At 58.6% G+C, this 20987-nt stretch carries 26 protein-coding genes; 18 read left to right on the top strand and 8 right to left on the bottom strand.

Features of this window, described 5'->3' with window-relative positions:
* Nucleotides 1–76: 76 nt before the first annotated feature.
* On the bottom strand, nucleotides 77–340 hold the full coding sequence (locus C8K66_RS25630; RefSeq protein ID WP_046382646.1) for a hypothetical protein: 264 nt from the start codon (nucleotides 338–340) through the stop codon (nucleotides 77–79).
* A 211-nt stretch (nucleotides 341–551) separates the two neighbouring features.
* Complete coding sequence (csrA, locus tag C8K66_RS25625; RefSeq protein WP_003192511.1) at nucleotides 552–746, bottom strand: carbon storage regulator CsrA; 195 nt, start codon at nucleotides 744–746, stop codon at nucleotides 552–554.
* 247 nt (nucleotides 747–993) lie between these two features.
* Here csrA and C8K66_RS25620 point away from each other — a divergent pair, with 247 nt between their 5' ends.
* Entirely contained in the window at nucleotides 994–1374 is a 381-nt protein-coding gene (locus C8K66_RS25620; protein WP_026140121.1) for a hypothetical protein, read from the top strand.
* A gap of 43 nt (nucleotides 1375–1417) precedes the next feature.
* Here the strand turns inward: C8K66_RS25620 and C8K66_RS25615 are convergent, their stop codons facing one another.
* The 3 genes from C8K66_RS25615 to C8K66_RS25605 all read right to left on the bottom strand — a co-directional run bounded on the left by C8K66_RS25615 (nucleotide 1418) and on the right by C8K66_RS25605 (nucleotide 3645).
* A complete protein-coding gene (locus C8K66_RS25615) occupies nucleotides 1418–2110 on the bottom strand; it encodes an endonuclease (protein ID WP_017847681.1) in 693 nt (230 codons plus the stop codon).
* Nucleotides 2111–2114: 4 nt separating this feature from the next.
* A complete protein-coding gene (locus C8K66_RS25610; protein ID WP_017847680.1) occupies nucleotides 2115–2366 on the bottom strand; it encodes a DUF1654 domain-containing protein in 252 nt (83 codons plus the stop codon).
* A 190-nt stretch (nucleotides 2367–2556) separates the two neighbouring features.
* Nucleotides 2557–3645, bottom strand: a complete 1089-nt coding sequence (locus tag C8K66_RS25605) for an asparaginase (RefSeq protein ID WP_017847679.1) — start codon at nucleotides 3643–3645, stop codon at nucleotides 2557–2559.
* 563 nt (nucleotides 3646–4208) lie between these two features.
* Here C8K66_RS25605 and C8K66_RS25600 point away from each other — a divergent pair.
* Genes C8K66_RS25600 through C8K66_RS25570 form a run of 7 tightly spaced genes read left to right on the top strand, consistent with a single transcriptional unit; the run spans nucleotide 4209 to nucleotide 11176 of the window.
* Nucleotides 4209–5168, top strand: coding sequence for a sugar ABC transporter substrate-binding protein (locus tag C8K66_RS25600; RefSeq protein WP_026140120.1), 960 nt, complete (start codon nucleotides 4209–4211; stop codon nucleotides 5166–5168).
* A gap of 57 nt (nucleotides 5169–5225) precedes the next feature.
* Entirely contained in the window at nucleotides 5226–6779 is a 1554-nt protein-coding gene (locus C8K66_RS25595) for a sugar ABC transporter ATP-binding protein (RefSeq protein WP_017847677.1), read from the top strand.
* Complete coding sequence (locus tag C8K66_RS25590) at nucleotides 6776–7753, top strand: ABC transporter permease (protein ID WP_046382649.1); 978 nt, start codon at nucleotides 6776–6778, stop codon at nucleotides 7751–7753. The genes C8K66_RS25595 and C8K66_RS25590 overlap by 4 nt, the downstream gene beginning before the upstream one ends.
* A gap of 3 nt (nucleotides 7754–7756) precedes the next feature.
* A complete protein-coding gene (locus tag C8K66_RS25585) occupies nucleotides 7757–8779 on the top strand; it encodes a LacI family DNA-binding transcriptional regulator (RefSeq protein WP_104902760.1) in 1023 nt (340 codons plus the stop codon).
* 23 nt (nucleotides 8780–8802) lie between these two features.
* Complete coding sequence (gene rbsK / locus C8K66_RS25580; protein ID WP_108526333.1) at nucleotides 8803–9720, top strand: ribokinase; 918 nt, start codon at nucleotides 8803–8805, stop codon at nucleotides 9718–9720.
* Nucleotides 9717–10121 carry a D-ribose pyranase gene (gene rbsD, locus C8K66_RS25575; RefSeq protein WP_108526331.1) on the top strand — a complete coding sequence of 135 codons (405 nt, stop codon included), beginning with the start codon at nucleotides 9717–9719 and terminating at the stop codon, nucleotides 10119–10121. The genes rbsK and rbsD overlap by 4 nt, the downstream gene beginning before the upstream one ends.
* Nucleotides 10122–10147: 26 nt before the next feature.
* Nucleotides 10148–11176, top strand: a complete 1029-nt coding sequence (locus tag C8K66_RS25570) for a nucleoside hydrolase (protein WP_108526329.1) — start codon at nucleotides 10148–10150, stop codon at nucleotides 11174–11176.
* Nucleotides 11177–11209: 33 nt separating this feature from the next.
* On the opposite strand, the gene C8K66_RS25565 is transcribed toward C8K66_RS25570, so the two are convergent.
* Nucleotides 11210–11422 (bottom strand): hypothetical protein, encoded by a 213-nt coding sequence (locus tag C8K66_RS25565; protein ID WP_017847671.1) that lies wholly within the window; start codon nucleotides 11420–11422, stop codon nucleotides 11210–11212.
* A 171-nt stretch (nucleotides 11423–11593) separates the two neighbouring features.
* On the opposite strand from C8K66_RS25565, the gene C8K66_RS25560 reads away from it, so the two are divergent.
* Both C8K66_RS25560 and C8K66_RS25555 read left to right on the top strand, forming a co-directional pair.
* Complete coding sequence (locus C8K66_RS25560; protein ID WP_026140116.1) at nucleotides 11594–11902, top strand: hypothetical protein; 309 nt, start codon at nucleotides 11594–11596, stop codon at nucleotides 11900–11902.
* Nucleotides 11903–12046: 144 nt separating this feature from the next.
* The gene (locus C8K66_RS25555; protein ID WP_017847669.1) at nucleotides 12047–12367 is read left to right on the top strand and encodes an I78 family peptidase inhibitor; all 321 of its coding nucleotides are present in this window, start codon (nucleotides 12047–12049) and stop codon (nucleotides 12365–12367) included.
* Nucleotides 12368–12439: 72 nt separating this feature from the next.
* On the opposite strand, the gene C8K66_RS25550 is transcribed toward C8K66_RS25555, so the two are convergent.
* Nucleotides 12440–12652, bottom strand: a complete 213-nt coding sequence (locus C8K66_RS25550; protein ID WP_003234260.1) for a cold-shock protein — start codon at nucleotides 12650–12652, stop codon at nucleotides 12440–12442.
* 289 nt (nucleotides 12653–12941) lie between these two features.
* Nucleotides 12942–13256 (bottom strand): hypothetical protein, encoded by a 315-nt coding sequence (locus C8K66_RS25545; protein ID WP_082107723.1) that lies wholly within the window; start codon nucleotides 13254–13256, stop codon nucleotides 12942–12944.
* A 368-nt stretch (nucleotides 13257–13624) separates the two neighbouring features.
* Here C8K66_RS25545 and thrS point away from each other — a divergent pair, with 368 nt between their 5' ends.
* The 8 genes from thrS (at nucleotide 13625) to C8K66_RS25505 (ending at nucleotide 20914) form a co-directional block, all read left to right on the top strand.
* Nucleotides 13625–15547 carry a threonine--tRNA ligase gene (gene thrS / locus C8K66_RS25540; protein WP_017847667.1) on the top strand — a complete coding sequence of 641 codons (1923 nt, stop codon included), beginning with the start codon at nucleotides 13625–13627 and terminating at the stop codon, nucleotides 15545–15547.
* On the top strand, nucleotides 15547–16098 hold the full coding sequence (infC, locus tag C8K66_RS25535) for a translation initiation factor IF-3 (protein WP_169850653.1): 552 nt from the start codon (nucleotides 15547–15549) through the stop codon (nucleotides 16096–16098). Before thrS ends, infC begins: the two co-directional genes overlap by 1 nt.
* A gap of 60 nt (nucleotides 16099–16158) precedes the next feature.
* On the top strand, nucleotides 16159–16353 hold the full coding sequence (gene rpmI / locus C8K66_RS25530; protein ID WP_002553160.1) for a 50S ribosomal protein L35: 195 nt from the start codon (nucleotides 16159–16161) through the stop codon (nucleotides 16351–16353).
* 30 nt (nucleotides 16354–16383) lie between these two features.
* Nucleotides 16384–16740, top strand: coding sequence for a 50S ribosomal protein L20 (gene rplT, locus C8K66_RS25525; RefSeq protein ID WP_002553161.1), 357 nt, complete (start codon nucleotides 16384–16386; stop codon nucleotides 16738–16740).
* Nucleotides 16741–16849: 109 nt separating this feature from the next.
* Nucleotides 16850–17866, top strand: coding sequence for a phenylalanine--tRNA ligase subunit alpha (gene pheS / locus C8K66_RS25520; RefSeq protein ID WP_017847666.1), 1017 nt, complete (start codon nucleotides 16850–16852; stop codon nucleotides 17864–17866).
* Between the two features lie 26 nt (nucleotides 17867–17892).
* Nucleotides 17893–20271, top strand: a complete 2379-nt coding sequence (gene pheT / locus C8K66_RS25515; protein WP_017847665.1) for a phenylalanine--tRNA ligase subunit beta — start codon at nucleotides 17893–17895, stop codon at nucleotides 20269–20271.
* A 3-nt stretch (nucleotides 20272–20274) separates the two neighbouring features.
* Nucleotides 20275–20577, top strand: a complete 303-nt coding sequence (ihfA, locus tag C8K66_RS25510) for an integration host factor subunit alpha (protein ID WP_002553164.1) — start codon at nucleotides 20275–20277, stop codon at nucleotides 20575–20577.
* Nucleotides 20558–20914: a MerR family transcriptional regulator gene (locus C8K66_RS25505; protein WP_003174972.1), complete on the top strand. Its 357-nt coding sequence runs from the start codon at nucleotides 20558–20560 to the stop codon at nucleotides 20912–20914. The genes ihfA and C8K66_RS25505 overlap by 20 nt, the downstream gene beginning before the upstream one ends.
* Nucleotides 20915–20987: the final 73 nt, after the last annotated feature.

The following is a 20987-nucleotide window of genomic DNA, read 5'->3' as shown; positions in this document are numbered from 1 at the left end:
CCGACCGTGCAAGGCCAAGCATAGGTGCTGCTGCAGGGCTGTAAATACCGGCGATCTGATAGCCAGGCATCAGCCGTCAGTGGGTAGTTCTCCGGTGTTCGCCGGGAGCTGCGCGCTGGCACATTTTGCGCTGGACGGTTTTCTGGATCGGCTTGAGGCAGAACACAAACAGGTAGCCGCCGAGCAACAGCGTCAAGTCCAGCCATGACGGTACATCGGTGACGTAGATGTCTTTGATTTCGAATCTCAAGCCGCATTCCAATCCTGCAAAGACGAGCCCGATGAACAGGGCGATCATCCAGGAACGGGCGGCAAAAGGTCGCTTCGTGCTAGGCCTCATCGATGTGCTCCTGAGTGCACTCGTATGGCGGAAGAGGTTCTCACGAGGTTCGGCTGCAAATCATGTAACAAGTTCCGGGCGTAATGACAGTTTCATCTTTTTAGCGACGATGAAAGGACCGGATACGCTGAGCGCGACAAGAACGCGAGCAGGCCAATAGGGTTTTCGCCAGCCGTGACCGTGAACGAAAAGGCTGGCTACTGAAGGCGCTTCAAGGCGTCTGGTTTTTGTCCGGCGCCGTCAGGCCGGCCTGGATGCGCTGGTAGATTTCCTCGCGATGCACGGCAACATCCTTCGGTGCATTGATGCCGATTCGTACTTGCTGGCCGCTGACGCCCAGGATGGTGATCGTAATGTCATCACCGATGTTTATGCTTTCACCAACTTTACGGGTGAGTATCAGCATGGACTTCTCCTTGATTACTTTTAAGGACACATGTTTCAGACAGGGCAGGTGTCGGATGTGTGTAGCTTACTGCTAAGCGCTTCCCTGTGACTGCCTCTTTTAGGACGCATAGAGGCGACATTAATTCCCATGGCGTCATCATACAGGTCTGCGATACATGATTCGCATTGTTTAACCCAACGTTTATGACGGCCAGAATAGACAGTGGATGATAAAGTTGCCTCTTTATCCTTAAAGGAGCAGGGCAGTGCGTAAAGTAGCGATGGCAATGGCGGTGTTGGCATTGGCCGGTTGCGGTGAAGGCAAGCGTGTCGAAGAGCCCAGGGCCAAGCCCGCCGTGACTGAAAGCCAGCCGCAAACCGGTGCGATTGCCGCTCAGGAGTGGGACCTGCGCGTGGGTCCGCCGGATCACAAGCTGCAGGCGATCACCGACCTGACCGCCTGGTTGCTGGAGCATGGTTTCAATTTTTATATCGTGAAGGAAGACGGCAAGGATGTGGTGCTGTTGGGGCCATTCCAAACCAGGGCCGAGGCTGAAGCCAAGCAGGCCTTGCTGACGGAAAAACTTGCCCGTGCCAAGAAAAACGACACCGAGTCGCAGATCATCGAACACAAGGTCGCGCAGTAACCGGCCGATTGGGCGGGAAAATACCGATTTTTCCCGCTCGGTTTCAGTTGCAGGCTTTCAGATTCACCGGGCCGACGAACTCGTTGCCGCGACCCATCACGCAGGCTACCGTCTGATTGCGTTGGCGCTCCCAGGTCTGCACCGGATAGGTCTTGTTCCAGGCTTCGTACAGTTGGCGATCCTGTTTCGACAGGCGCAAGCCGTATTGTTTACTCATGTAAAAATACGTCCGTGCGATCATCCCGCGAATGGACGGACGCGGCATCACCTTCTTGGCCTTGAAGTCGACCTGGGTCAGGCATGAACCGTACTGCCCGCTTTGCACCGGCAGCCAGCCAAAACTGAAGTTGTTCCGGTCGCCATTGACCTCGCCGATGCTCGGCACGAGGTTGTGCAGGTCGGCTTCGGCACGTTTGAACACGTCGTCATACCGCGTACAGTTCTTGCGCCCGCCATTCTGCCAGCACTGGCGCTGATGCCCGATCTGCCAGGCCGGCACGATATGTTCCCACTCGATGCGCGCGGCGCGGCTGGCGTTTTTGCGTGGGATGTAGCCGCAGGCTTTCAGGTCTACGCGGTTGCCCGTGTATTTGCAGCCGCAATAGAACTCGGTGGATTGTGGTGCGTAGAGTTTCCAGGCGATTTTCTTGGCTTCGCTGAACGTTCGGGGCGCTTGGGCGTGGGCGGCGACGGCAAAAAACAGGCACAAAAACACAGCAGTAAAACGGACACTCATTGAATCAATCTTCCTTCGGCACAACCCAGAAAATCTGCACGCCACCGTCGTCCCGGTAGGCGAGTGTGACGTTGTCGTTCTCCGCAATTTCCTCCAGCAGACGTTGCCATTCGTCCTCCGGTTCATCCGGCAGGCGGAAGATCAAGGCTGCCTTGGCTTTCTGGGCGTTGGTCGAATTGATGATCTTTTGCACACGAAGGGCCAGGCGTTCGTAAGCATCAGGCGGGGTTGGCGCTGCGGAAGAGGACTTTGCCACGGAGTATTCCTTAGTAAGCTGTACGTACATACAGTATTTAACTGTAGGCGATTTCGCAACTGCTTAAAATTCAACAAGCTCGTCTGACAGTGATTCAAGCGAATTGATGTAGGGCGGGGAGATATGTAGCGAGGGTTTTGCGGGGAAGCAGGGGCGGGCGAATCCGCCCCTGCACAGGTGTTACCAGGAATCAGTATTCCCAGAACATCCGTTGCAGCTCTTTGCTGTCCTGGGTCTTGGTCAGGCCAACCATTGCCAGAATCCGCGCTTTCTGTGGGTTCAGGTCGTGGGCAGCCACCCAGTCGTACTTGTCGTCAGGCTGTTCGGCGTTGCGCAGCACGAAACCGCCGGCATTCACGTGGGACGAGCGAATGATCTGCACGCCTTGCTTGCGCAGTTCCTGCAGGGCCGGGACGACCTTGGAGGACACCGAACCGTTGCCGGTGCCTGCAAAGATGATGGCTTTGGCGCCGGCCTGGGCCAGGGCTTTGGCGGCAGTGTCGCTTACGTTGCCGTAGCCGTAGGCAATTTCGACGTCGGGCAGGCTCTTGATGGTCTTGATGTCGAACTCGGAGTCCATGGTGTGACGCTTGGCCGGCAGGCGGAACCAGTAGGATTTGCCTTCAACCACCATGCCCAACGGGCCCCATGGGCTCTTGAACGCTTCGGTCTTGATGTTGACCATCTTGCTCACGTCGCGACCCGACTGGATCTCGTCGTTCATGGTCACCAGCACGCCCTTGCCGCGGGCATCCTTGCTGCCGGCGACGGCGACGGCGTTGTACAGGTTGAGCATGCCGTCTGCCGACATGGCGGTACCTGGGCGCATCGAGCCGACAACAATGATGGGTTTGTCGGTTTTTTCCACCAGGTTCAGGAAGTAAGCGGTTTCTTCCAGGGTATCGGTGCCGTGGGTGATCACGATGCCGTCGACGTCCTTGCTGTCAGCCAGTTCGGCGACGCGGCGACCCAATTGCAGCAGGTTTTCGTTATTGATGCTTTCGGAGGCAATTTGCATGACTTGCTCGCCGCGCACATTAGCGATCTGGCTAAGCTCGGGAACACCGGCGATCAATTGCTCGATGCCGACTTTGGCTGCCTGATAGGTGGCGCTGTTAGCGGTGCTGGCGCCGGCGCCGGCAATGGTGCCGCCGGTGGCGAGGATCACCACGTTGGAGAGTTTGGCTTTGGTTTCGACTTCTTTTGCCTGAGCGGCAACGGGGAACAGCAGCAGGAGGGCGAGTGCGCCCGGAACAAAGGTCTTCAGTGCAGATTTCATTATTTTTCTCTCTGGTTTTTGATGAGTGCGGTAGCAAGTTCATCTAGAGCGCTCGGGCGGTTCTGAACGCCTCGAGGTGCAGGAAGGGAGCAGGATTTGTACCAGCCTGAACGCCTTCGTGTTTATTATCTAAGGTGTTGATTTAAAACAAATTAAAATTATATTTAAGAAGGTTTGTCCATGCACTTGTCCGGCTTTCCGAACAAAGCGTGGCTGTTGCGTTCGGTTGTCCGAAAATAATGACGGGATAGTCGCCGGAGGCGTATGACATCGGCGGCACTGCCTGTCGTTTTAGAGAACGATCCGGCGACGGTGATGTTTAATAACCCCGCGAGACAGGCTGGAACGCAGGCGCTAGAGGGCTTGGGTGGAGGGCGGTTTTCTTCCGTTGACAAATCCTGGCAAGGTTCTCATAGTTTGTTTAACGCAAACGTTTGCGAGATGTTTCGCGGGTGCGCCCTGAACGTCTTGAAAGCTCGTATCAGTCACCCGGGTGGGTGGGCTGCCGAAGTGTTCTTCGGTGCAAGCGTTGCTCCCAATAATCATAAGATCGGAGTGAACCCATGAAGCTGCCATTCGCTGGACGTCTTCTTGCTGTCGCTGTGCTTGCCGCCGCATCTGCTGCTCTGCCTCTCTCTTCTGCATTCGCCGCCGACACCGCCGCCAAACCCAAGGTCGGCCTGGTGATGAAATCCCTTGCCAATGAATTCTTCGTCACCATGCAAGAGGGCGCGAAGGACTACCAGAAGTCCCACGCCGCTGATTTCGACATGATCACCAACGGTATCAAGAACGAAACCGATACCAGCGCGCAGATCGATATCGTCAACCAGATGATCCTCGCCAAAGTGAACGCCATCGTCATCGCACCGGCTGACTCCAAGGCACTGGTCACCGTGCTGAAAAAAGCCTCCGATGCCGGCATCAAGGTCGTCAACATCGATAACCGCCTGGACCCGGGCGTGCTGAAAAGCAAAAACCTCGATATTCCCTTCGTCGGCCCGGACAACCGCAAAGGCTCCAAGCTGGTGGGTGATTACCTGGCCAAGCAACTGGCCGCGGGTGACAAGGTCGGCATCATCGAAGGCGTACCGACCACTACCAACGCGCAGCAGCGCACCGCAGGCTACAAGGATGCGATGGACGCGGCCGGCATGAAGATCGTCTCCACCCAATCGGGCAACTGGGAAATCGACCAGGGCCAGAAGGTCGCCTCTGCGATGCTGAGCGAATACCCCGACCTCAAGGCGCTGTTGGCCGGTAACGACAACATGGCCCTGGGCGCCGTCTCGGCCGTGCGTGCGGCAGGCAAAGCCGGCAAGGTTCTGGTCGTAGGCTACGACAACATCGCCGCGATCAAGCCGATGCTGCAGGACGGCCGTGTCCTGGCGACCGCCGACCAGGCCGCCGCACAGCAGGCCGTGTTCGGTATCCAGAACGCGCTCAAGCTGGTCAAGGGTGAGAAGGTCGACGCTCAAGACGGCGTGATCGAAACCCCGGTCGAACTCGTCCTCAAGAAGTAATCCCGGCTGCACCCAACAGCGTCCGCTCACCCTGAGCGGACGCCTGGAGATTTTCCTATGTCATCTTCCGCCCCGAACGCTGTCCTCTCGGTCAGCGGTATCGGTAAGACTTATGCCCAGCCGGTTCTGTCCGACATCACCTTGACGCTCAATCGCGGGGAAGTGCTGGCGCTGACCGGTGAAAACGGCGCAGGCAAAAGTACCTTGTCGAAGATTATCGGCGGGCTGGTCACACCGACCGCCGGGCACATGCAATTCAACGGTCAGGACTACCGCCCCGGCAGTCGCACCCAGGCCGAAGAGCTGGGCGTGCGGATGGTCATGCAGGAGCTCAACCTGCTGCCGACGCTGACCGTGGCCGAAAACCTGTTCCTGGACAACTTGCCCAGCCACTGTGGCTGGATCAGCCGCAAGCAACTGCGTAGCGCGGCGATCGAAGCGATGGCGCAGGTCGGCCTGGATGCGATCGACCCGGACACCCTGGTCGGCAGCCTGGGTATCGGCCATCAGCAAATGGTCGAGATCGCCCGCAACCTGATCGGCGACTGCCATGTGCTGATTCTCGACGAGCCCACGGCTATGTTGACCGCCCGTGAAGTCGAGATGCTGTTTGAGCAAATCACCCGCCTGCAGGCCCGGGGCGTGGCGATCATTTATATTTCACACCGGCTCGAAGAGTTGGCCCGTGTCGCCCAACGCATTGCAGTACTGCGTGACGGCAAACTGGTCTGCGTCGAGCCGATGGCCAATTACAACAGCGAGCAACTGGTGACCTTGATGGTCGGCCGCGAGCTGGGCGAGCACATTGATCTGGGGCCCCGTACCATCGGCGGCCCGGCCTTGACGGTGAAAGGGCTGACCCGTGCGGACAAGGTCCGCGACGTCTCCTTTGAAGTGCGTGCCGGCGAGATCTATGGCATCTCCGGCCTGATCGGCGCCGGCCGCACGGAATTGCTGCGCCTGATCTTCGGTGCCGACCTGGCCGACAGCGGCACCATTGCCCTGGGGTCGCCGGCCCAAGTGGTGAGCATTCGCTCGCCGGTCGACGCAGTCGGCCACGGCATCGCCCTGATCACCGAAGACCGCAAGGGCGAAGGTCTGCTGCTGACGCAATCCATCAGCGCGAATATCGCCTTGGGCAACATGCCGGAAATTTCCGGCGGCGGTGTGGTAAATAGTCGCGACGAAACCGCCCTGGCCAAGCGTCAGATCGATGCCATGCGTATCCGCAGTTCCAGTCCGGCGCAGTTGGTGTCCGAATTGTCCGGCGGTAATCAGCAGAAAGTCGTGATTGGCCGCTGGCTGGAGCGCGACTGCTCGGTGATGCTGTTCGATGAGCCGACCCGTGGCATCGACGTGGGGGCCAAGTTCGACATTTACGCCTTGCTCGGCGAGTTGACCCGCCAGGGCAAAGCACTGGTGGTGGTGTCCAGCGACCTGCGCGAGCTGATGTTGATCTGTGACCGCATCGGCGTGCTGTCTGCCGGGCGGTTGATCGAGACCTTCGAGCGCGACCGCTGGACCCAGGATGAATTGCTTGCCGCCGCCTTCGCCGGCTATCAGAAACGTGACGCGCTGCTCAATGACGCAGCGCTTAGGGATGCCCAATGAAAACAACAACTTCCCCCGGTAAAGCGGGCGGCAATTTTTACGGCCTGGGCACCTACCTGGGGCTGGCGGGTGCGTTGCTGGCGATGATTGCGCTGTTTTCGGTGCTCAGCGATCACTTCTTGTCCTACGACACCTTCAGCACCCTGGCCAACCAGATCCCGGACCTGATGGTGCTGGCGGTGGGCATGACCTTCATCCTGATCATCGGCGGTATCGACCTGTCGGTGGGCTCGGTGCTGGCCCTGGCGGCGTCGGCGGTCAGCGTGGCGATTCTCGGCTGGGGTTGGAGCGTGTTGCCGGCCGCCGTGCTCGGCATGGGCTGCGCCGCGCTGGCCGGCACCATCACCGGCTCGATCACCGTGGCCTGGCGGATTCCGTCGTTTATCGTGTCCCTTGGCGTACTGGAAATGGCACGCGGCGTGGCGTACCAGATGACCGGCTCGCGCACGGCTTATATCGGTGACTCCTTTGCCTGGCTGTCCAATCCGATCGCCTTCGGGATTTCGCCTTCGTTCATCATCGCTTTGCTGGTGATCGTCGTCGCCCAACTGGTGTTGACTCGCACGGTATTCGGCCGTTACTTGATCGGTATCGGTACCAATGAAGAAGCCGTGCGTCTGGCTGGGATCAATCCCAAACCTTACAAGATCCTGGTGTTCAGCCTGATGGGCCTGCTGGCGGGTGTTGCGGCGCTGTTCCAGATATCGCGCCTGGAGGCGGCAGACCCGAACGCCGGGTCCGGCCTGGAACTGCAAGTGATCGCGGCCGTGGTGATCGGCGGCACCAGCCTGATGGGCGGGCGCGGCTCGGTGATCAGTACGTTCTTTGGTGTGTTGATTATTTCGGTATTGGCGGCTGGCCTGGCGCAGATCGGTGCCACCGAACCCACCAAGCGCATCATCACCGGGGCCGTGATCGTGATTGCCGTGGTCCTCGATACCTACCGCAGTCAACGCGCCAGTCGGCGGGGCTGAACCATGGCGACGATTAAGGATGTGGCAGCACTTGCAGGTATTTCCTACACCACCGTGTCGCATGTGGTGAACAAGACGCGCCCGGTCAGCGAGCCGGTGCGCCTCAAGGTGGAAGCGGCGATCAAGCAACTGGACTATGTGCCCAGCGCCGTGGCGCGTTCGCTCAAGGCCAAGACCACCGCCACCATCGGCCTGCTTGTGCCCAACAGCCTCAACCCGTATTTCGCCGAGCTGGCCCGGGGGATCGAGGATTACTGCGAGCGTAATGGCTATTGCGTGATCCTCTGCAACTCCGACGACAACGCCGAAAAGCAACGCAGCTATTTGCGAGTGTTGCTGGAGAAGCGCGTCGATGGCTTGATCGTGACCTCGGTGGGCGGCGACGACAGCGGCCTGGCCGCGGGCTTGAGCGCGGTCCGCACGCCCATGGTGATTGTCGACCGGGCGTTGGACGGTATTGATGTCGACCTGGTGCGTATAGATCACGAGCAGGGCGCCTACCTGGCGACCCGGCATTTACTTGAACTGGGCCATCGGGACATCGCCTGCATCGGCGGCCCTGGCCATACCCGTGTGGCACAAATGCGTCTGGCGGGGTATCACCGCGCTTTGCGCGAGGCGGGTATCGACGTTGCCGCCAATCGCACCCTGGAAAGCGACTTCACCAGCACCGGCGGTTATGCCGCGGCAGTGAAGTTGCTGGCGGAAAACCCGCCGAGCGCGATTTTCGCCAGCAACGACATGATCGGTTTCGGCGTGTTGCGTGCGGCAGCCGAGCGCAACATCCGCGTGCCGAGCGAATTGTCGGTGATCGGCTTCGATGACATCCAAATGAGCCGCTACGTGTACCCGGCGCTGACCACGGTCGGGCAGTCGATCGTGCAATTGGGCGAGACGGCGGCCGAGTTGTTACTGCGACGGATTGCGACCCCCCAACTGCCGATCGATCAACGCATCGTGACGCCGAGTATTGTCTTGCGTGAGTCGACGGCGCCACTTGCCGGTGTGTTCGCCCAATACCGCTGAACCGAATTGATGAGTACTGATGTATGCCAGCAAAAGTAGTGGTAGTAGGCAGCTTGAACATGGACCTGGTCACCCGCGCCAGCCGGTTGCCCCGCGCCGGTGAAACCCTGATCGGCCAATCGTTTTCCACCGTCCCCGGTGGCAAGGGCGCGAACCAGGCCGTCGCATCGGCGCGGCTGGGGGCTGAGGTGGCGATGATCGGCTGCATCGGCTCTGACGCCTACGGCGTCCAATTGCGCGATGCGTTGCTGGCCGAAGGCATCGATTGTCAGGCTGTGAGCCGTGTCGACGGGTCCAGCGGTGTGGCGTTGATTGTGGTGGACGACAGCAGCCAGAACGCGATCGTGATCGTTGCCGGCAGTAACGGTGAGCTGACGCCCGCTTCGTTGCAGGCGGCTGATGCGGTGTTGCAGGCCGCCGACGTAATCGTCTGTCAGCTTGAAGTGCCGCTGGAGACCGTCGGGTATGCGCTCAAGCGCGGGCGTGAACTGGGCAAGACGGTGATCCTCAATCCGGCCCCGGCCAGCGGTCCTTTGCCGGCGCAGTGGTATGCCTCGATCGATTACCTGATCCCCAACGAGAGCGAAGCCACCGCCCTGAGCGGCGTGGCGGTGGACTCCCTGGACAGCGCCAAGCTCGCCGCGGCGCAGTTGATCAAGGCCGGCGCCGCTAAAGTGATCATCACCCTCGGCGCTCAGGGCGCGCTGTTCAGCGATGGCAACCGTTTTGAGCACCTGGCAGCGCCCAACGTCAAGGCGGCGGACACCACGGCTGCCGGCGACACGTTCGTCGGCGGTTTTGCCGCAGCGCTGGCCCATGGCAAAAGCGAAGCCGAGGCGATTCGTTTTGGTCAGGTGGCGGCCGCGCTGTCAGTCACCCGCGCCGGCGCGCAACCCTCTATTCCTACGCTGCACGACGTTCAAGGTTTTGTGCCCTCATGAAAAAGACACCGCTGCTCAATATCGCCCTGTCACGCCTGATCGCCTCCCTCGGGCATGGCGACATCCTGGTTATCGGTGATGCGGGCCTGCCCGTGCCGCCGGGCGTCGAGTTGATCGACTTGGCCCTGACCCAGGGCATTCCCGACTTCATCAGCACCTTGCGCATTGTGCTCAGCGAAATGCAGGTGGAAAGCCACGTGCTGGCCGAAGAAATCCTGCTCAAGCAACCGCCGGCACTCAGCGCACTCAATGCCCTGACCGACCAGGCGGCGCTCGGCGAGCGGCGTCTGCTCAGTCATGACGCATTCAAGCAACTGAGCCGCAGCGCGCGTGCCATGGTCCGCACGGGCGAGTGCCAGCCTTATTGCAATATCGCACTGGTGTCCGGCGTCACGTTCTAGAGTTCCCCAACGACAAGGAGTGTTTCATGCCGCGTAATCTTCCAACCCTGAGAAATCTGTTCCGGAGTGTTTTGCTTTTGTCTGCACTCACCGCAGTGAGCGCCCAAGCGGCGGAAAAAATCGACCTGATCATCGACACCGACCCAGGTGCCGACGATGTAGTGGCCTTGCTGTTTGCCATGGCCTCCCCGGAGGAGTTGAACATTCGGGCGCTGACCACCGTCGCCGGCAATGTGCGCCTGGACAAGACCTCGCGTAACGCGCGCCTGGCTCGTGAGTGGGCAGGGCGAGAGGACATCCCGGTGTACGCGGGCGCGCCGAAACCGCTGCTGCGCACGCCGATCTACGCCGAAAATATCCATGGCAAGGAAGGCATTTCCGGTGTCGCCGTACATGAGCCGAAAAAGGCCCTGGCCGAAGGCAATGCCGTTGATTACCTGATCAAGACCCTGAGCACCGCCAAGCCGCACAGCATCACCATCGCCATGCTTGGCCCGCAGACCAACCTGGCGTTGGCGCTGACCCAGGCGCCAGAGATCACCCAGGGCATCAAGGAAGTGGTGGTGATGGGCGGCGCGCACTTCAACGGCGGCAATATCACGCCGGTGGCCGAGTTCAACCTGTTCGCCGACCCGGTCGCGGCCGAGATTGTGCTCAAGAGTGGCGTCAAGCTGACCTATCTGCCGTTGGACGTGACCCACAAGGTGCTGACCAGTGAAGCGCGCCTGAAGAAGATCGCCGACATCAACAACAACGCGAGCAAAGTCGTCGGCGATATTCTCAATGAATACGTCAAAGGCGATATGGAGCACTACGGCATTCCTGGCGGCCCGGTGCATGACGCCACAGTCATCGCGTATCTGCTCAAGCCTTCGTTGTTCAACGGGCGTCAGGCCAATATGGTGGTGGACAGCCGCGAAGGGCCGACCTTTGGCCAGACCATCGTCGATTGGTATGACGGCCTGAAGCAGGAAAAGAATGTGTTCTGGGTTGAGAATGGCGACGCCCAGGGCTTTTTCGATCTGTTGACCGAGCGCCTGGCGCGCCTGAAGTAAGGTGATTGCCGGTCGGTGCTCGCCGGCCGGTGCTTAATCGCGCCCGGGGTTGTGTGCGCCCATGTGATCGGCCGGGTATTTCTCGAAAACCTGGCCAATGAACGCTTGCGCGGCCTGGGTGCCCAACTCCTTGACCAACAGGTCGATACCGATGATCGCCAATTCTTCCGGGCTTCCGGGGCTGTAGGAACTCTGCCCTTGGGGCCACTTGGCTTTGATGTCGGCTTGGAGCGTTACGGTGGTCATGGGTGTCTCACGAGCTGGAAGTACGGGGTGATGCGCTAAAACGCGGTTCTTACGTCGGCAGTTAAGCATTTTGTACGGCGTTTGGCACTGCTACTTATGCATGAGGTATTTCGAAATGAGGCAAGCAGTGTGCGACACTGTCAGCCTGTTTTAATGACCGGGGAACACCGCGTGCAGATCGACTTGAACAACCCCGAGAACCTGACACTGGCCGCCGTGCGCCAACTGCTTGCCAGTGCCAGTGACGATGAACACACTCAATTGCGAGTCACCAGGGCAGGTATTGCCTACATCTCCTCCGGCAAGGCCGTCGGCGGCGTCGATATCGATGGGTTGCTGTTTCGCCTGGAAACCTGGGCCAAGGGCTCCGGTTACGTCGGAAACGTGGCCGCCAGCGATGAGGTCTGGGTCACACAGATTTTCAATGCCTTGAAACAGAACTGGCCAAAGCCACCGTTTGACTACATCGACATCTACTGAATTCGTTCATATCTGGTGACGATTGATCGGGCGAATGCCTGCCCTGAGTCAGGCAGACTTGCCAGCAGGCGATTTACGTCTTGAAACCAATCCGCCTGATCGCTGTCGCACGATCTCTGTCCATTTTTTATCATAGGAGGCTTCATGCCTTGGAAGCTCGCATCATTCGGTACTTTGTTGGCAGCACTCGCGTTGGCGGGTTGCAGCACCCCGGGTACCTCTGAGCCAGCCAAAGATGCCGCCGTGACCGATGCCGGTCATAGCCGCTGTGAGGCGAAGGCCGCCGAGTTCACGATCGGCCAGAAAGCCTCGCCCCAGTTGCTGGAGCAAGCGCGTACCCGTGCCGGTGCGCAGAACGCCCGAATTCTCAAGCCTAACGATATGATCACCCTGGAATACCGCTCCGACCGCCTTAACCTCAACACCGACGACAACCTGGTGATCACCCGGGTCAATTGCGGCTGATAGCCACAGGCTTTTGCAGCGCTCATAAAAAACCCCGTCACATGGACGGGGTTTTTTTAGCTCAGCGGAGAATTACTCGCCGCGAACCTGTGCAGCTTGCATACCCTTTTGGCCTTTCTCAGCCACGAAGGAAACGGTTTGGCCTTCTTTCAGGCTTTTGAAACCGTCGCTTTCGATAGCTTTGAAGTGTACGAACAGGTCGTCACCGCCACCTTGAGGAGTGATGAAGCCGAAGCCTTTTTCATCGTTGAACCATTTAACGGTGCCGGTTTGGCGATTAGACATGGTGTATCTCCAAGAAACATATATTTTCAGTAGTGCTGTGCTGCTCAGGCCAACTGGGCACACAGGGCTATCATAGTCGAAATGTTCGGCTTGGGAGCCCCCCCAAGGCACTGTTTGCTAATCAATAGCCCCGGGTTTAGTCCTTCGGTTGGCTGAAAGCCCCGATCTACGGGGCTTTCGCACGAAATATCAGCTGGTAAAAAAAGCCGTAAAAGCTGCGTATTTTGTGCGAAATGGCAGTTTTAAGAGGGCTTTTACCGAAAAACTGCCATCCGAATTGCAGCGATTCTTACTTTTTCTTCACGACTTTGCAGGACGAAATAGCCGAGACTGCTTTGTTTTTAAGCGCCTGGCTCGCGTTCTGGTTGGTCATGAGTTCCTTGATTTCCGCGGTGCTCAATTCAGCATTGATCTTGTCGGCGCCGCATTCGCAGTGATCTTTGGCGGTTTTGATGTCCACGTTCTGGCTGGCGGCTGAGCTGCAGTCTTTGACGAATGCGTCCCTGGCGCCCGCAGGCCAGTTCGAAGGGGCGGCGGCCTGTGCGCCGAGGGAGAGAAGGGTAAGGGATGCTGCAAGCGCGAAGGTCGAGGAAAAACGCATCATTAAATGCTCCTAAAGTCGTGAGGACGAATGGCGATTCTCGGCGGATTTGACGGGGGACGTACAGCTCAAGTTCACTTTTGCCGCTATAAAAGCGGGAATTTGTTATTGGCTGTGGCGCCGTGGGCGCGATGACCGTTCATCTGTGCTAGCATCGTGTGCTTGGCTATTTCCGGGCGCGCCAAATGCCGCCTTGCCATGTTTCTTTTTCGTCCACTCCAGTCACTCTGGTTCGATCACCGGTTGGCCGAAAGGCTCCTGCCGCTGTAAGGCAGGCGTTCATCACTGAACGGCCTGGTATTGGATCTTGTACTGGCTCATCCCAACCCACGTGACCTTTGGTAGGGGTCACCACTAGGAGAGGAGGCGCCATGCCAACTATTACTCTTCCCGATGGCAGTCAACGTTCATTCGATCATTCGGTTTCCGTAGCCGAGGTCGCCGCATCCATTGGTGCCGGCCTGGCCAAGGCCACCGTGGCCGGCAAGGTCGACGGCAAGCTGGTTGACGCCAGCGACCTGATCACCGCCGATGCCAGCCTGCAAATCATCACGCCCAAGGATCAAGAGGGGCTGGAGATCATTCGCCACTCTTGCGCACACCTGATTGGCCACGCGGTCAAGCAGCTGTACCCGACGGCGAAAATGGTGATCGGCCCGGTCATCGACGATGGCTTCTATTACGACATCGCCTACGAGCGTCCTTTTACTCCGGACGATCTGGCCGCGATCGAACAGCGCATGCACGCGCTGATCGAAAAAGATTACGACGTGATCAAGAAAGTCACGCCGCGCGCCGAAGTGATCGACGTGTTCACTGCCCGTGGCGAAGACTACAAGCTGCGCCTGGTGGAAGACATGCCGGACGAACAGGCCATGGGCCTGTACTACCACGAAGAATACGTCGACATGTGCCGTGGCCCGCACGTGCCGAACACGCGTTTCCTCAAATCGTTCAAGTTGACCAAGCTGTCCGGCGCCTACTGGCGCGGCGACGCGAAGAACGAGCAACTGCAGCGGATCTACGGCACGGCCTGGGCTGACAAGAAGCAGCTGGCCGCCTACGTCCAGCGCATCGAAGAAGCCGAGAAACGCGACCACCGCAAGATCGGCAAGCGCCTGAACCTGTTCCACCTCCAGGAAGAAGCGCCGGGCATGGTGTTCTGGCACCCGAACGGCTGGACCCTGTATCAGGTGCTCGAGCAGTACATGCGCAAGGTTCAGCGCGAAAACGGCTACCTGGAGATCAAGACTCCTCAGGTTGTTGACCGCAGCCTGTGGGAGAAATCCGGGCACTGGGCCAACTACGCCGACAACATGTTCACTACCCAGTCGGAAAACCGCGACTACGCCATCAAGCCGATGAACTGCCCTTGCCACGTGCAGGTGTTCAACCAAGGCCTGAAGAGCTACCGCGAGTTGCCGATGCGCCTGGCCGAGTTCGGTGCCTGCCACCGTAACGAGCCGTCGGGTGCGCTGCACGGCATCATGCGCGTGCGCGGCTTCACTCAGGACGACGCCCACATCTTCTGCACCGAAGAGCAGATGCAGGCCGAATCCGCTGCGTTCATCAAGCTGACCATGGACGTTTATCGCGATTTCGGCTTTACCGAAGTCGAAATGAAGCTGTCCACTCGTCCGGAAAAACGCGTCGGTTCCGATGAATTGTGGGATCGCGCCGAAGCCGCACTGGCCGCTGCGCTAGACAGCGCGGGCCTTGCGTATGATCTGCAGCCGGGTGAGGGCGCCTTCTACGGTCCGAAAATCGAGTTTTCGCTGAAAGATTGTCTTGGTCGTGTCTGGCAATGTGGTACTTTGCAGCTCGATTTTAACCTGCCGATCCGTCTGGGAGCCGAATACGTCTCCGAAGACAACAGCCGTAAACACCCGGTTATGCTGCACCGGGCGATCCTCGGCTCGTTCGAACGGTTCGTCGGTATCCTGATCGAGCACTACGAGGGCGCATTCCCCGCGTGGTTGGCTCCGACCCAGGCAGTGATCATGAATATCACTGATAAACAGGCCGATTTTGCTGCTGAAGTTGAAAAAACTCTCAACGAAAGCGGATTTCGTGCCAAGTCCGACTTGAGAAATGAAAAGATCGGCTTTAAAATCCGCGAGCATACTTTGCTCAAGGTTCCCTATCTTTTGGTTATCGGAGATCGGGAAGTCGAGATGCAGACTGTCGCTGTGCGTACTCGTGAAGGTGCTGACCTGGGCTCGATGCCCGTCGCCCAGTTCGCTGAGTTCCTCGCGCAAGCGGTTTCCCGGCGTGGTCGCCCAGATTCGGAGTAATTATTATTAAGCGTGAAATGAGACAAGATAAACGAGCTGCACCGAAAGCCCCGATCAACGAGAATATCTCGGCACGCGAGGTTCGGTTAATTGGCGCTGACGGCGAGCAGATTGGCATCGTCTCGATTGATGAAGCGCTTCGTATCGCTGAAGAGTCCAAACTGGACCTGGTGGAAATTTCCGCCGACGCAGTCCCACCTGTTTGCCGGGTGATGGACTACGGCAAGTCGATCTTCGAAAAGAAGAAGCAGATTGCTGCGGCGAAGAAGAACCAGAAGCAGATTCAAGTAAAAGAAATCAAGTTTCGTCCAGGGACGGAGGAAGGGGATTACCAGGTAAAACTGCGCAACCTGGTACGTTTCCTGAGTGATGGGGACAGGGCCAAGGTATCCTTGCGATTCCGCGGCCGTGAGATGGCCCACCAGGAGCTGGGGATGGAACTCCTCAAGCGGGTTGAAGCTGACCTGCTCGAGTACGGTTCGGTCGAACAGCATCCTAAGATGGAAGGACGCCAACTGATCATGGTCATCGCCCCGAAAAAGAAGAAGTAATCAATAGGGCACGGCAGGCCTTCTGATTATGTTTATCAACTGAATGCGGAGTATCCGAACATGCCAAAGATGAAGACTAAAAGTGGTGCTGCTAAGCGGTTTCTGAAAACTGCTAACGGTATCAAGCACAAGCACGCTTTCAAGAGCCACATCCTGACCAAAATGTCGACCAAGCGTAAGCGTCAACTGCGCGGTAGCAGCTTGCTGCATCCGTCTGACGTGGCAAAAGTCGAGCGCATGCTGCGCCTTCGTTAATTTTTGGATCAAGAATAGAGGAAGTAACTCATGGCTCGTGTAAAGCGTGGCGTCATTGCCCGTAAACGTCACAAAAAAATTCTGAAACTTGCTAAAGGCTACTACGGCGCGCGTTCACGCGTATTCCGTGTCGCCAAGCAAGCGGTAATCAAGGCAGGCCAATACGCCTACCGTGACCGTCGTCAGAAAAAACGTCAGTTCCGCGCTCTGTGGATCGCTCGTATCAACGCTGGTGCTCGTGTTAACGGTCTGTCCTACAGCCGTTTCATCGCTGGCCTGAAAAAAGCGTCCATCGAGATCGACCGTAAGGTTCTGGCTGATCTGGCAGTGAACGAAAAAGCGGCGTTTGCTGCGATTGTCGAGAAAGCTAAAGCCACCTTGGCTTAAGTACCCCCGACAGTCACCCTGGGCTACTCCTGTGGCCCAAGGTGTTAAACGTCATAAATAGGGGAAGAGCCTTCAAGCTCTTCCCCTATTTTGTATCTGGAGTCTGTACATGGAAAACCTGGACGCGCTCGTCGCTCAAGCTCTTGAGGCTGTGCAAAGCGCTGAAGATATCAATGCCCTGGAGCAAATCCGGGTTCACTACCTTGGCAAAAAGGGTGAATTGACTCAGGTGATGAAGACCCTGGGGAATTTGCCGGCTGAAGAGCGTCCGCAAGTCGGTGCGCTGATCAACGTCGCCAAGGAGCGTGTCACAGAGGTTCTCAATGCGCGCAAGGCGTCGCTCGAGGAGGCCGAACTTTCGGCCAAGCTCGCCGCCGAGTCCATTGACGTAACCTTGCCTGGCCGTGGCCAGGCCTCGGGCGGTCTGCATCCGATCACCCGGACTCTGGAACGTATCGAGCAGTTCTTCACCCATATCGGCTACGGCATCGCCGAAGGCCCTGAGGTCGAAGACGACTATCACAACTTCGAGGCGCTCAACATCCCAGGCCATCACCCGGCCCGGTCGATGCACGACACCTTCTATTTCAACGCGAACATGTTGTTGCGCACCCATACCTCGCCGGTACAGGTCCGCACCATGGAAGCGAACAAGCCGCCGATCCGCATCGTCTGCCCAGGCCGTGTGTACCGCAGCGACTCCGATATTACCCACTCGCCGATGTTCCACCAGGTCGAAGGCCTGCTGGTCGATCGCGATATCAATTTCGCCGACCTCAAAGGCACCATCGAAGAGTTCCTGCGGGTGTTCTTCGAGAAAGAGCTGGCGGTGCGTTTCCGTCCATCGTTCTTCCCGTTCACCGAGCCTTCCGCCGAAGTCGACATGGAATGCGTGATGTGCAGCGGTAAAGGCTGCCGCGTCTGCAAGCAGACCGGCTGGCTGGAAGTGATGGGCTGCGGCATGGTTCACCCCAACGTGCTGCGCATGTCCGGGATCGACCCGGAAGAGTTCTCGGGCTTTGCCTTCGGCATGGGCGTTGAGCGTCTGGCCATGCTGCGTTACGGCGTGAACGACTTGCGTCTGTTCTTCGACAACGACTTGCGGTTCCTCGCGCAATTTCGCTAGTCGTAACGAATCTTTAGGAGAGCAGGATGAAATTCAGTGAACAATGGCTGCGTGGCTGGGTAAGCCCGCAGGTAAGCCGCGACGAGCTGGTTGCTCGTCTGTCGATGGCCGGTCTTGAGGTCGATAGCGTTACTCCGGCCGCCGGCGTATTCAGCGGTGTGGTCGTGGGTGAGGTGCTGAGCACCGAGCAGCACCCCGATGCCGACAAATTGCGTGTGTGTCAGGTCAGCAATGGCGCGCAGACGTTCCAGGTCGTGTGCGGAGCGCCTAATGTGCGCCCGGGCCTGAAGATCCCGTTCGCCATGATCGGCGCCGAACTGCCGGGCGACTTCAAGATCAAGAAAGCCAAGCTGCGTGGCGTTGAGTCCAACGGCATGCTGTGCTCCCAGGCGGAACTGCAGGTGGGCGAGGGCAATGATGGCCTGATGGAGCTGCCGGCCGACGCGCCCGTGGGCCAGGACATTCGTGTCTACCTGGAACTGGAAGACGCCAGCATCGAGGTCGACCTGACCCCGAACCGCGGCGACTGCCTGTCCCTGGCGGGCCTGGCGCGTGAAGTAGGCGCGCTGTACGACGCGCCCGTCACCCGGCCGGTGGTTGCCGCAGTTGCTGCGGTGCATGATGAAGTGCGCTCGATCGAAGTACTGGCACCCAACGCGTGCCCGCGTTACCTGGGGCGTGTGATCCGCAACGTCGACCTGTCCAAACCAACGCCGCTGTGGATGGTTGAGCGCCTGCGTCGCGCTGACGTGCGCAGCATCGACGCCGCCGTCGATATCACCAACTATGTGATGATTGAACTCGGCCAGCCGTTGCACGCGTTCGATCTCGCCGAAATCAATGGCGGCATCCGTGTGCGGATGGCGGAAGAAGGCGAGAAGCTGGTTCTGCTCGACGGCCAGGAAGTCAGCCTGCGTGCCGACACCCTGGTGATCGCCGACCATTCCCGCGCCCTGGCGATTGCCGGTGTGATGGGTGGCGAACACAGCGGTGTGTCCGCAACCACGCGTGACATCTTTCTTGAGAGCGCATTCTTCGACCAGATCGCCATCGCCGGCAAGGCCCGTTCCTACGGCCTGCACACCGATGCGTCGCACCGCTACGAGCGTGGCGTGGACTGGAAACTGGCGCGTGAAGCCATGGAGCGCGCCACTGGCCTGCTGCTGGAAATCACCGGTGGTGAAGCGGGCCCGATCACTGAAACCGTCAGCGAACAATACCTGCCGTCGATTGCACCGATCACCCTGCGCGCCAAAAGCGTTGAGCAAATGCTCGGCCTGGTGATCGAGCCAGCGGAAATCGAGCGTCTGCTTTCGGCCCTCGGCCTGGGCATTGCCGCCGGTGAAGCCGGACAGTGGCGCGTTGAGGTGCCAAGCCATCGCTTCGATATCAGCCTCGAAGTCGACCTGATCGAAGAACTGGCCCGTCTCTACGGCTACAACCGTCTGCCGGTTCGCTACCCGCAAGCGCGCCTGGCGCCGCAACCCAAGGCCGAAGCGCGCGCGCACCTGCCTGAGCTGCGCCGTCTGCTGGTTGCCCGTGGCTATCAGGAAGCGGTGACCTACAGCTTCATCGATCCTAAGCAGTTCGAACTGTTCAACCCAGGCGTCGAGCCGCTGTTGTTGGCCAACCCGATCTCCAACGACATGGCTGCCATGCGTTCGTCGTTGTGGCCCGGCCTGGTGAAAGCACTTTCCCACAACCTGAACCGCCAGCAAGACCGCGTGCGTATGTTCGAAAGCGGCCTGCGTTTCGTCGGCCAGCTGGATGGCTTGAAGCAAGAGCCGATGCTTGCCGGTGTTGTTTGCGGTAGCCGCTTGCCGGAAGGCTGGGCCCAAGGCCGTGATGCGGTGGACTTCTTCGACGTTAAAGCGGACGTGGAAGCCGTATTGGGCTTTGCCGGAGCACTGAACGACTTCTCGTTCGTGCCAGGCAGCCACCCAGCGTTGCACCCGGGCCAGACGGCGCGCATCGAGCGCGAAGGTCGACTGGTGGGCTTCGTCGGTGCCCTTCACCCGGAACTGTCGAAAACCCTCGGTCTCGACCGTCCGGTCTTCGTTTTTGAACTGGTCCTGGCCGAAGTCGCTTTGGGCAAGATGCCGAAATTCAGCGAGCTGTCGCGCTTCCCGGAAGTGCGTCGCGACCTGGCGCTGATCGCCGATCGTGAAGTGTCCGCCACGGCCGTTCTGGATGTCATCCGTGAAAATGCAGGCGAATGGCTGACGGACCTCAGGCTATTTGACGTCTATCAGGGTAAAGGCATTGATCCGCATAGAAAAAGCCTTGCAGTTGGCTTGACCTGGCAGCATCCATCGCGCACTCTTAATGACGATGAGGTGAATACCACGACACAAAATATCCTCACCTCGCTCGAACAAAGGTTGAACGCCACGTTAAGGAAGTGACGTATGGGGGCTTTGACGAAAGCTGAGATGGCGGAACGTCTGTACGAAGAGTTGGGTCTGAACAAACGCGAGGCCAAGGAATTGGTCGAGTTGTTCTTTGAAGAAATCAGACACGCTCTGGAAGACAACGAACAGGTCAAATTGTCCGGTTTCGGCAATTTTGACCTGCGAGACAAACGCCAGCGGCCTGGCCGCAATCCAAAAACGGGAGAAGAAATCCCGATCACGGCTCGCCGTGTGGTCACCTTTCGTCCAGGGCAGAAGTTGAAGGCCCGAGTTGAGGCTTATGCTGGAACCAAGTCATAACGACGAGCTACCCGTCATCCCAGGCAAACGCTACTTCACCATCGGTGAAGTCAGCGAGCTCTGTGCGGTAAAACCGCATGTGCTGCGCTATTGGGAGCAGGAGTTTCCTCAACTCAACCCCGTCAAACGCACCGGGAACCGTCGGTATTATCAGCGCCAGGATGTGCTGATGATCCGACAGATCCGTGCATTGCTGTACGACCAGGGGTTCACCATCAGCGGCGCGCGCCAGCGCATGTCCGGTGATGAAGCCAAAGACGACACCACCCAATACAAGCAACTGATCCGCCAAATGATCTCCGAACTCGAAGATGTGCTGGTGGTTCTGAAAAAATGATTCAGGCTTTTAAAATACTTCCACATTTCAAAAGCTTGCGGTATATTCCTGATCGCTTCATTGCGAAGCGAAC

Origin of the sequence: Pseudomonas sp. GV105, assembly GCF_003058185.1 — a bacterium.
GTDB classification, from domain to species: Bacteria; Pseudomonadota; Gammaproteobacteria; order Pseudomonadales; family Pseudomonadaceae; genus Aquipseudomonas; species Aquipseudomonas veronii.
The sequence above is the reverse complement of the archived record's forward strand: the minus strand, read 5'-3'. Positions and strand labels throughout refer to the sequence as shown.

Excerpts from the sequence above, each read along its gene's own strand:
- C8K66_RS25630 (WP_046382646.1), bottom strand. The coding sequence starts at position 340 with ATGAGGCCTAGCACGAAGCGACCTTTTGCCGCCCGTTCCTGGATGATC.
- csrA (WP_003192511.1), bottom strand. The coding sequence starts at position 746 with ATGCTGATACTCACCCGTAAAGTTGGTGAAAGCATAAACATCGGTGAT.
- C8K66_RS25615 (WP_017847681.1), bottom strand. The coding sequence starts at position 2,110 with ATGAGTGTCCGTTTTACTGCTGTGTTTTTGTGCCTGTTTTTTGCCGTC.
- C8K66_RS25605 (WP_017847679.1), bottom strand. The coding sequence starts at position 3,645 with ATGAAATCTGCACTGAAGACCTTTGTTCCGGGCGCACTCGCCCTCCTG.
- C8K66_RS25600 (WP_026140120.1), top strand. The coding sequence starts at position 4,209 with ATGAAGCTGCCATTCGCTGGACGTCTTCTTGCTGTCGCTGTGCTTGCC.
- C8K66_RS25595 (WP_017847677.1), top strand. The coding sequence starts at position 5,226 with ATGTCATCTTCCGCCCCGAACGCTGTCCTCTCGGTCAGCGGTATCGGT.
- C8K66_RS25590 (WP_046382649.1), top strand. The coding sequence starts at position 6,776 with ATGAAAACAACAACTTCCCCCGGTAAAGCGGGCGGCAATTTTTACGGC.
- C8K66_RS25585 (WP_104902760.1), top strand. The coding sequence starts at position 7,757 with ATGGCGACGATTAAGGATGTGGCAGCACTTGCAGGTATTTCCTACACC.
- rbsK (WP_108526333.1), top strand. The coding sequence starts at position 8,803 with ATGCCAGCAAAAGTAGTGGTAGTAGGCAGCTTGAACATGGACCTGGTC.
- rbsD (WP_108526331.1), top strand. The coding sequence starts at position 9,717 with ATGAAAAAGACACCGCTGCTCAATATCGCCCTGTCACGCCTGATCGCC.
- C8K66_RS25570 (WP_108526329.1), top strand. The coding sequence starts at position 10,148 with ATGCCGCGTAATCTTCCAACCCTGAGAAATCTGTTCCGGAGTGTTTTG.
- C8K66_RS25565 (WP_017847671.1), bottom strand. The coding sequence starts at position 11,422 with ATGACCACCGTAACGCTCCAAGCCGACATCAAAGCCAAGTGGCCCCAA.
- C8K66_RS25555 (WP_017847669.1), top strand. The coding sequence starts at position 12,047 with ATGCCTTGGAAGCTCGCATCATTCGGTACTTTGTTGGCAGCACTCGCG.
- C8K66_RS25550 (WP_003234260.1), bottom strand. The coding sequence starts at position 12,652 with ATGTCTAATCGCCAAACCGGCACCGTTAAATGGTTCAACGATGAAAAA.
- C8K66_RS25545 (WP_082107723.1), bottom strand. The coding sequence starts at position 13,256 with ATGATGCGTTTTTCCTCGACCTTCGCGCTTGCAGCATCCCTTACCCTT.
- thrS (WP_017847667.1), top strand. The coding sequence starts at position 13,625 with ATGCCAACTATTACTCTTCCCGATGGCAGTCAACGTTCATTCGATCAT.
- rpmI (WP_002553160.1), top strand. The coding sequence starts at position 16,159 with ATGCCAAAGATGAAGACTAAAAGTGGTGCTGCTAAGCGGTTTCTGAAA.
- rplT (WP_002553161.1), top strand. The coding sequence starts at position 16,384 with ATGGCTCGTGTAAAGCGTGGCGTCATTGCCCGTAAACGTCACAAAAAA.
- pheS (WP_017847666.1), top strand. The coding sequence starts at position 16,850 with ATGGAAAACCTGGACGCGCTCGTCGCTCAAGCTCTTGAGGCTGTGCAA.
- pheT (WP_017847665.1), top strand. The coding sequence starts at position 17,893 with ATGAAATTCAGTGAACAATGGCTGCGTGGCTGGGTAAGCCCGCAGGTA.
- ihfA (WP_002553164.1), top strand. The coding sequence starts at position 20,275 with ATGGGGGCTTTGACGAAAGCTGAGATGGCGGAACGTCTGTACGAAGAG.
- C8K66_RS25505 (WP_003174972.1), top strand. The coding sequence starts at position 20,558 with ATGCTGGAACCAAGTCATAACGACGAGCTACCCGTCATCCCAGGCAAA.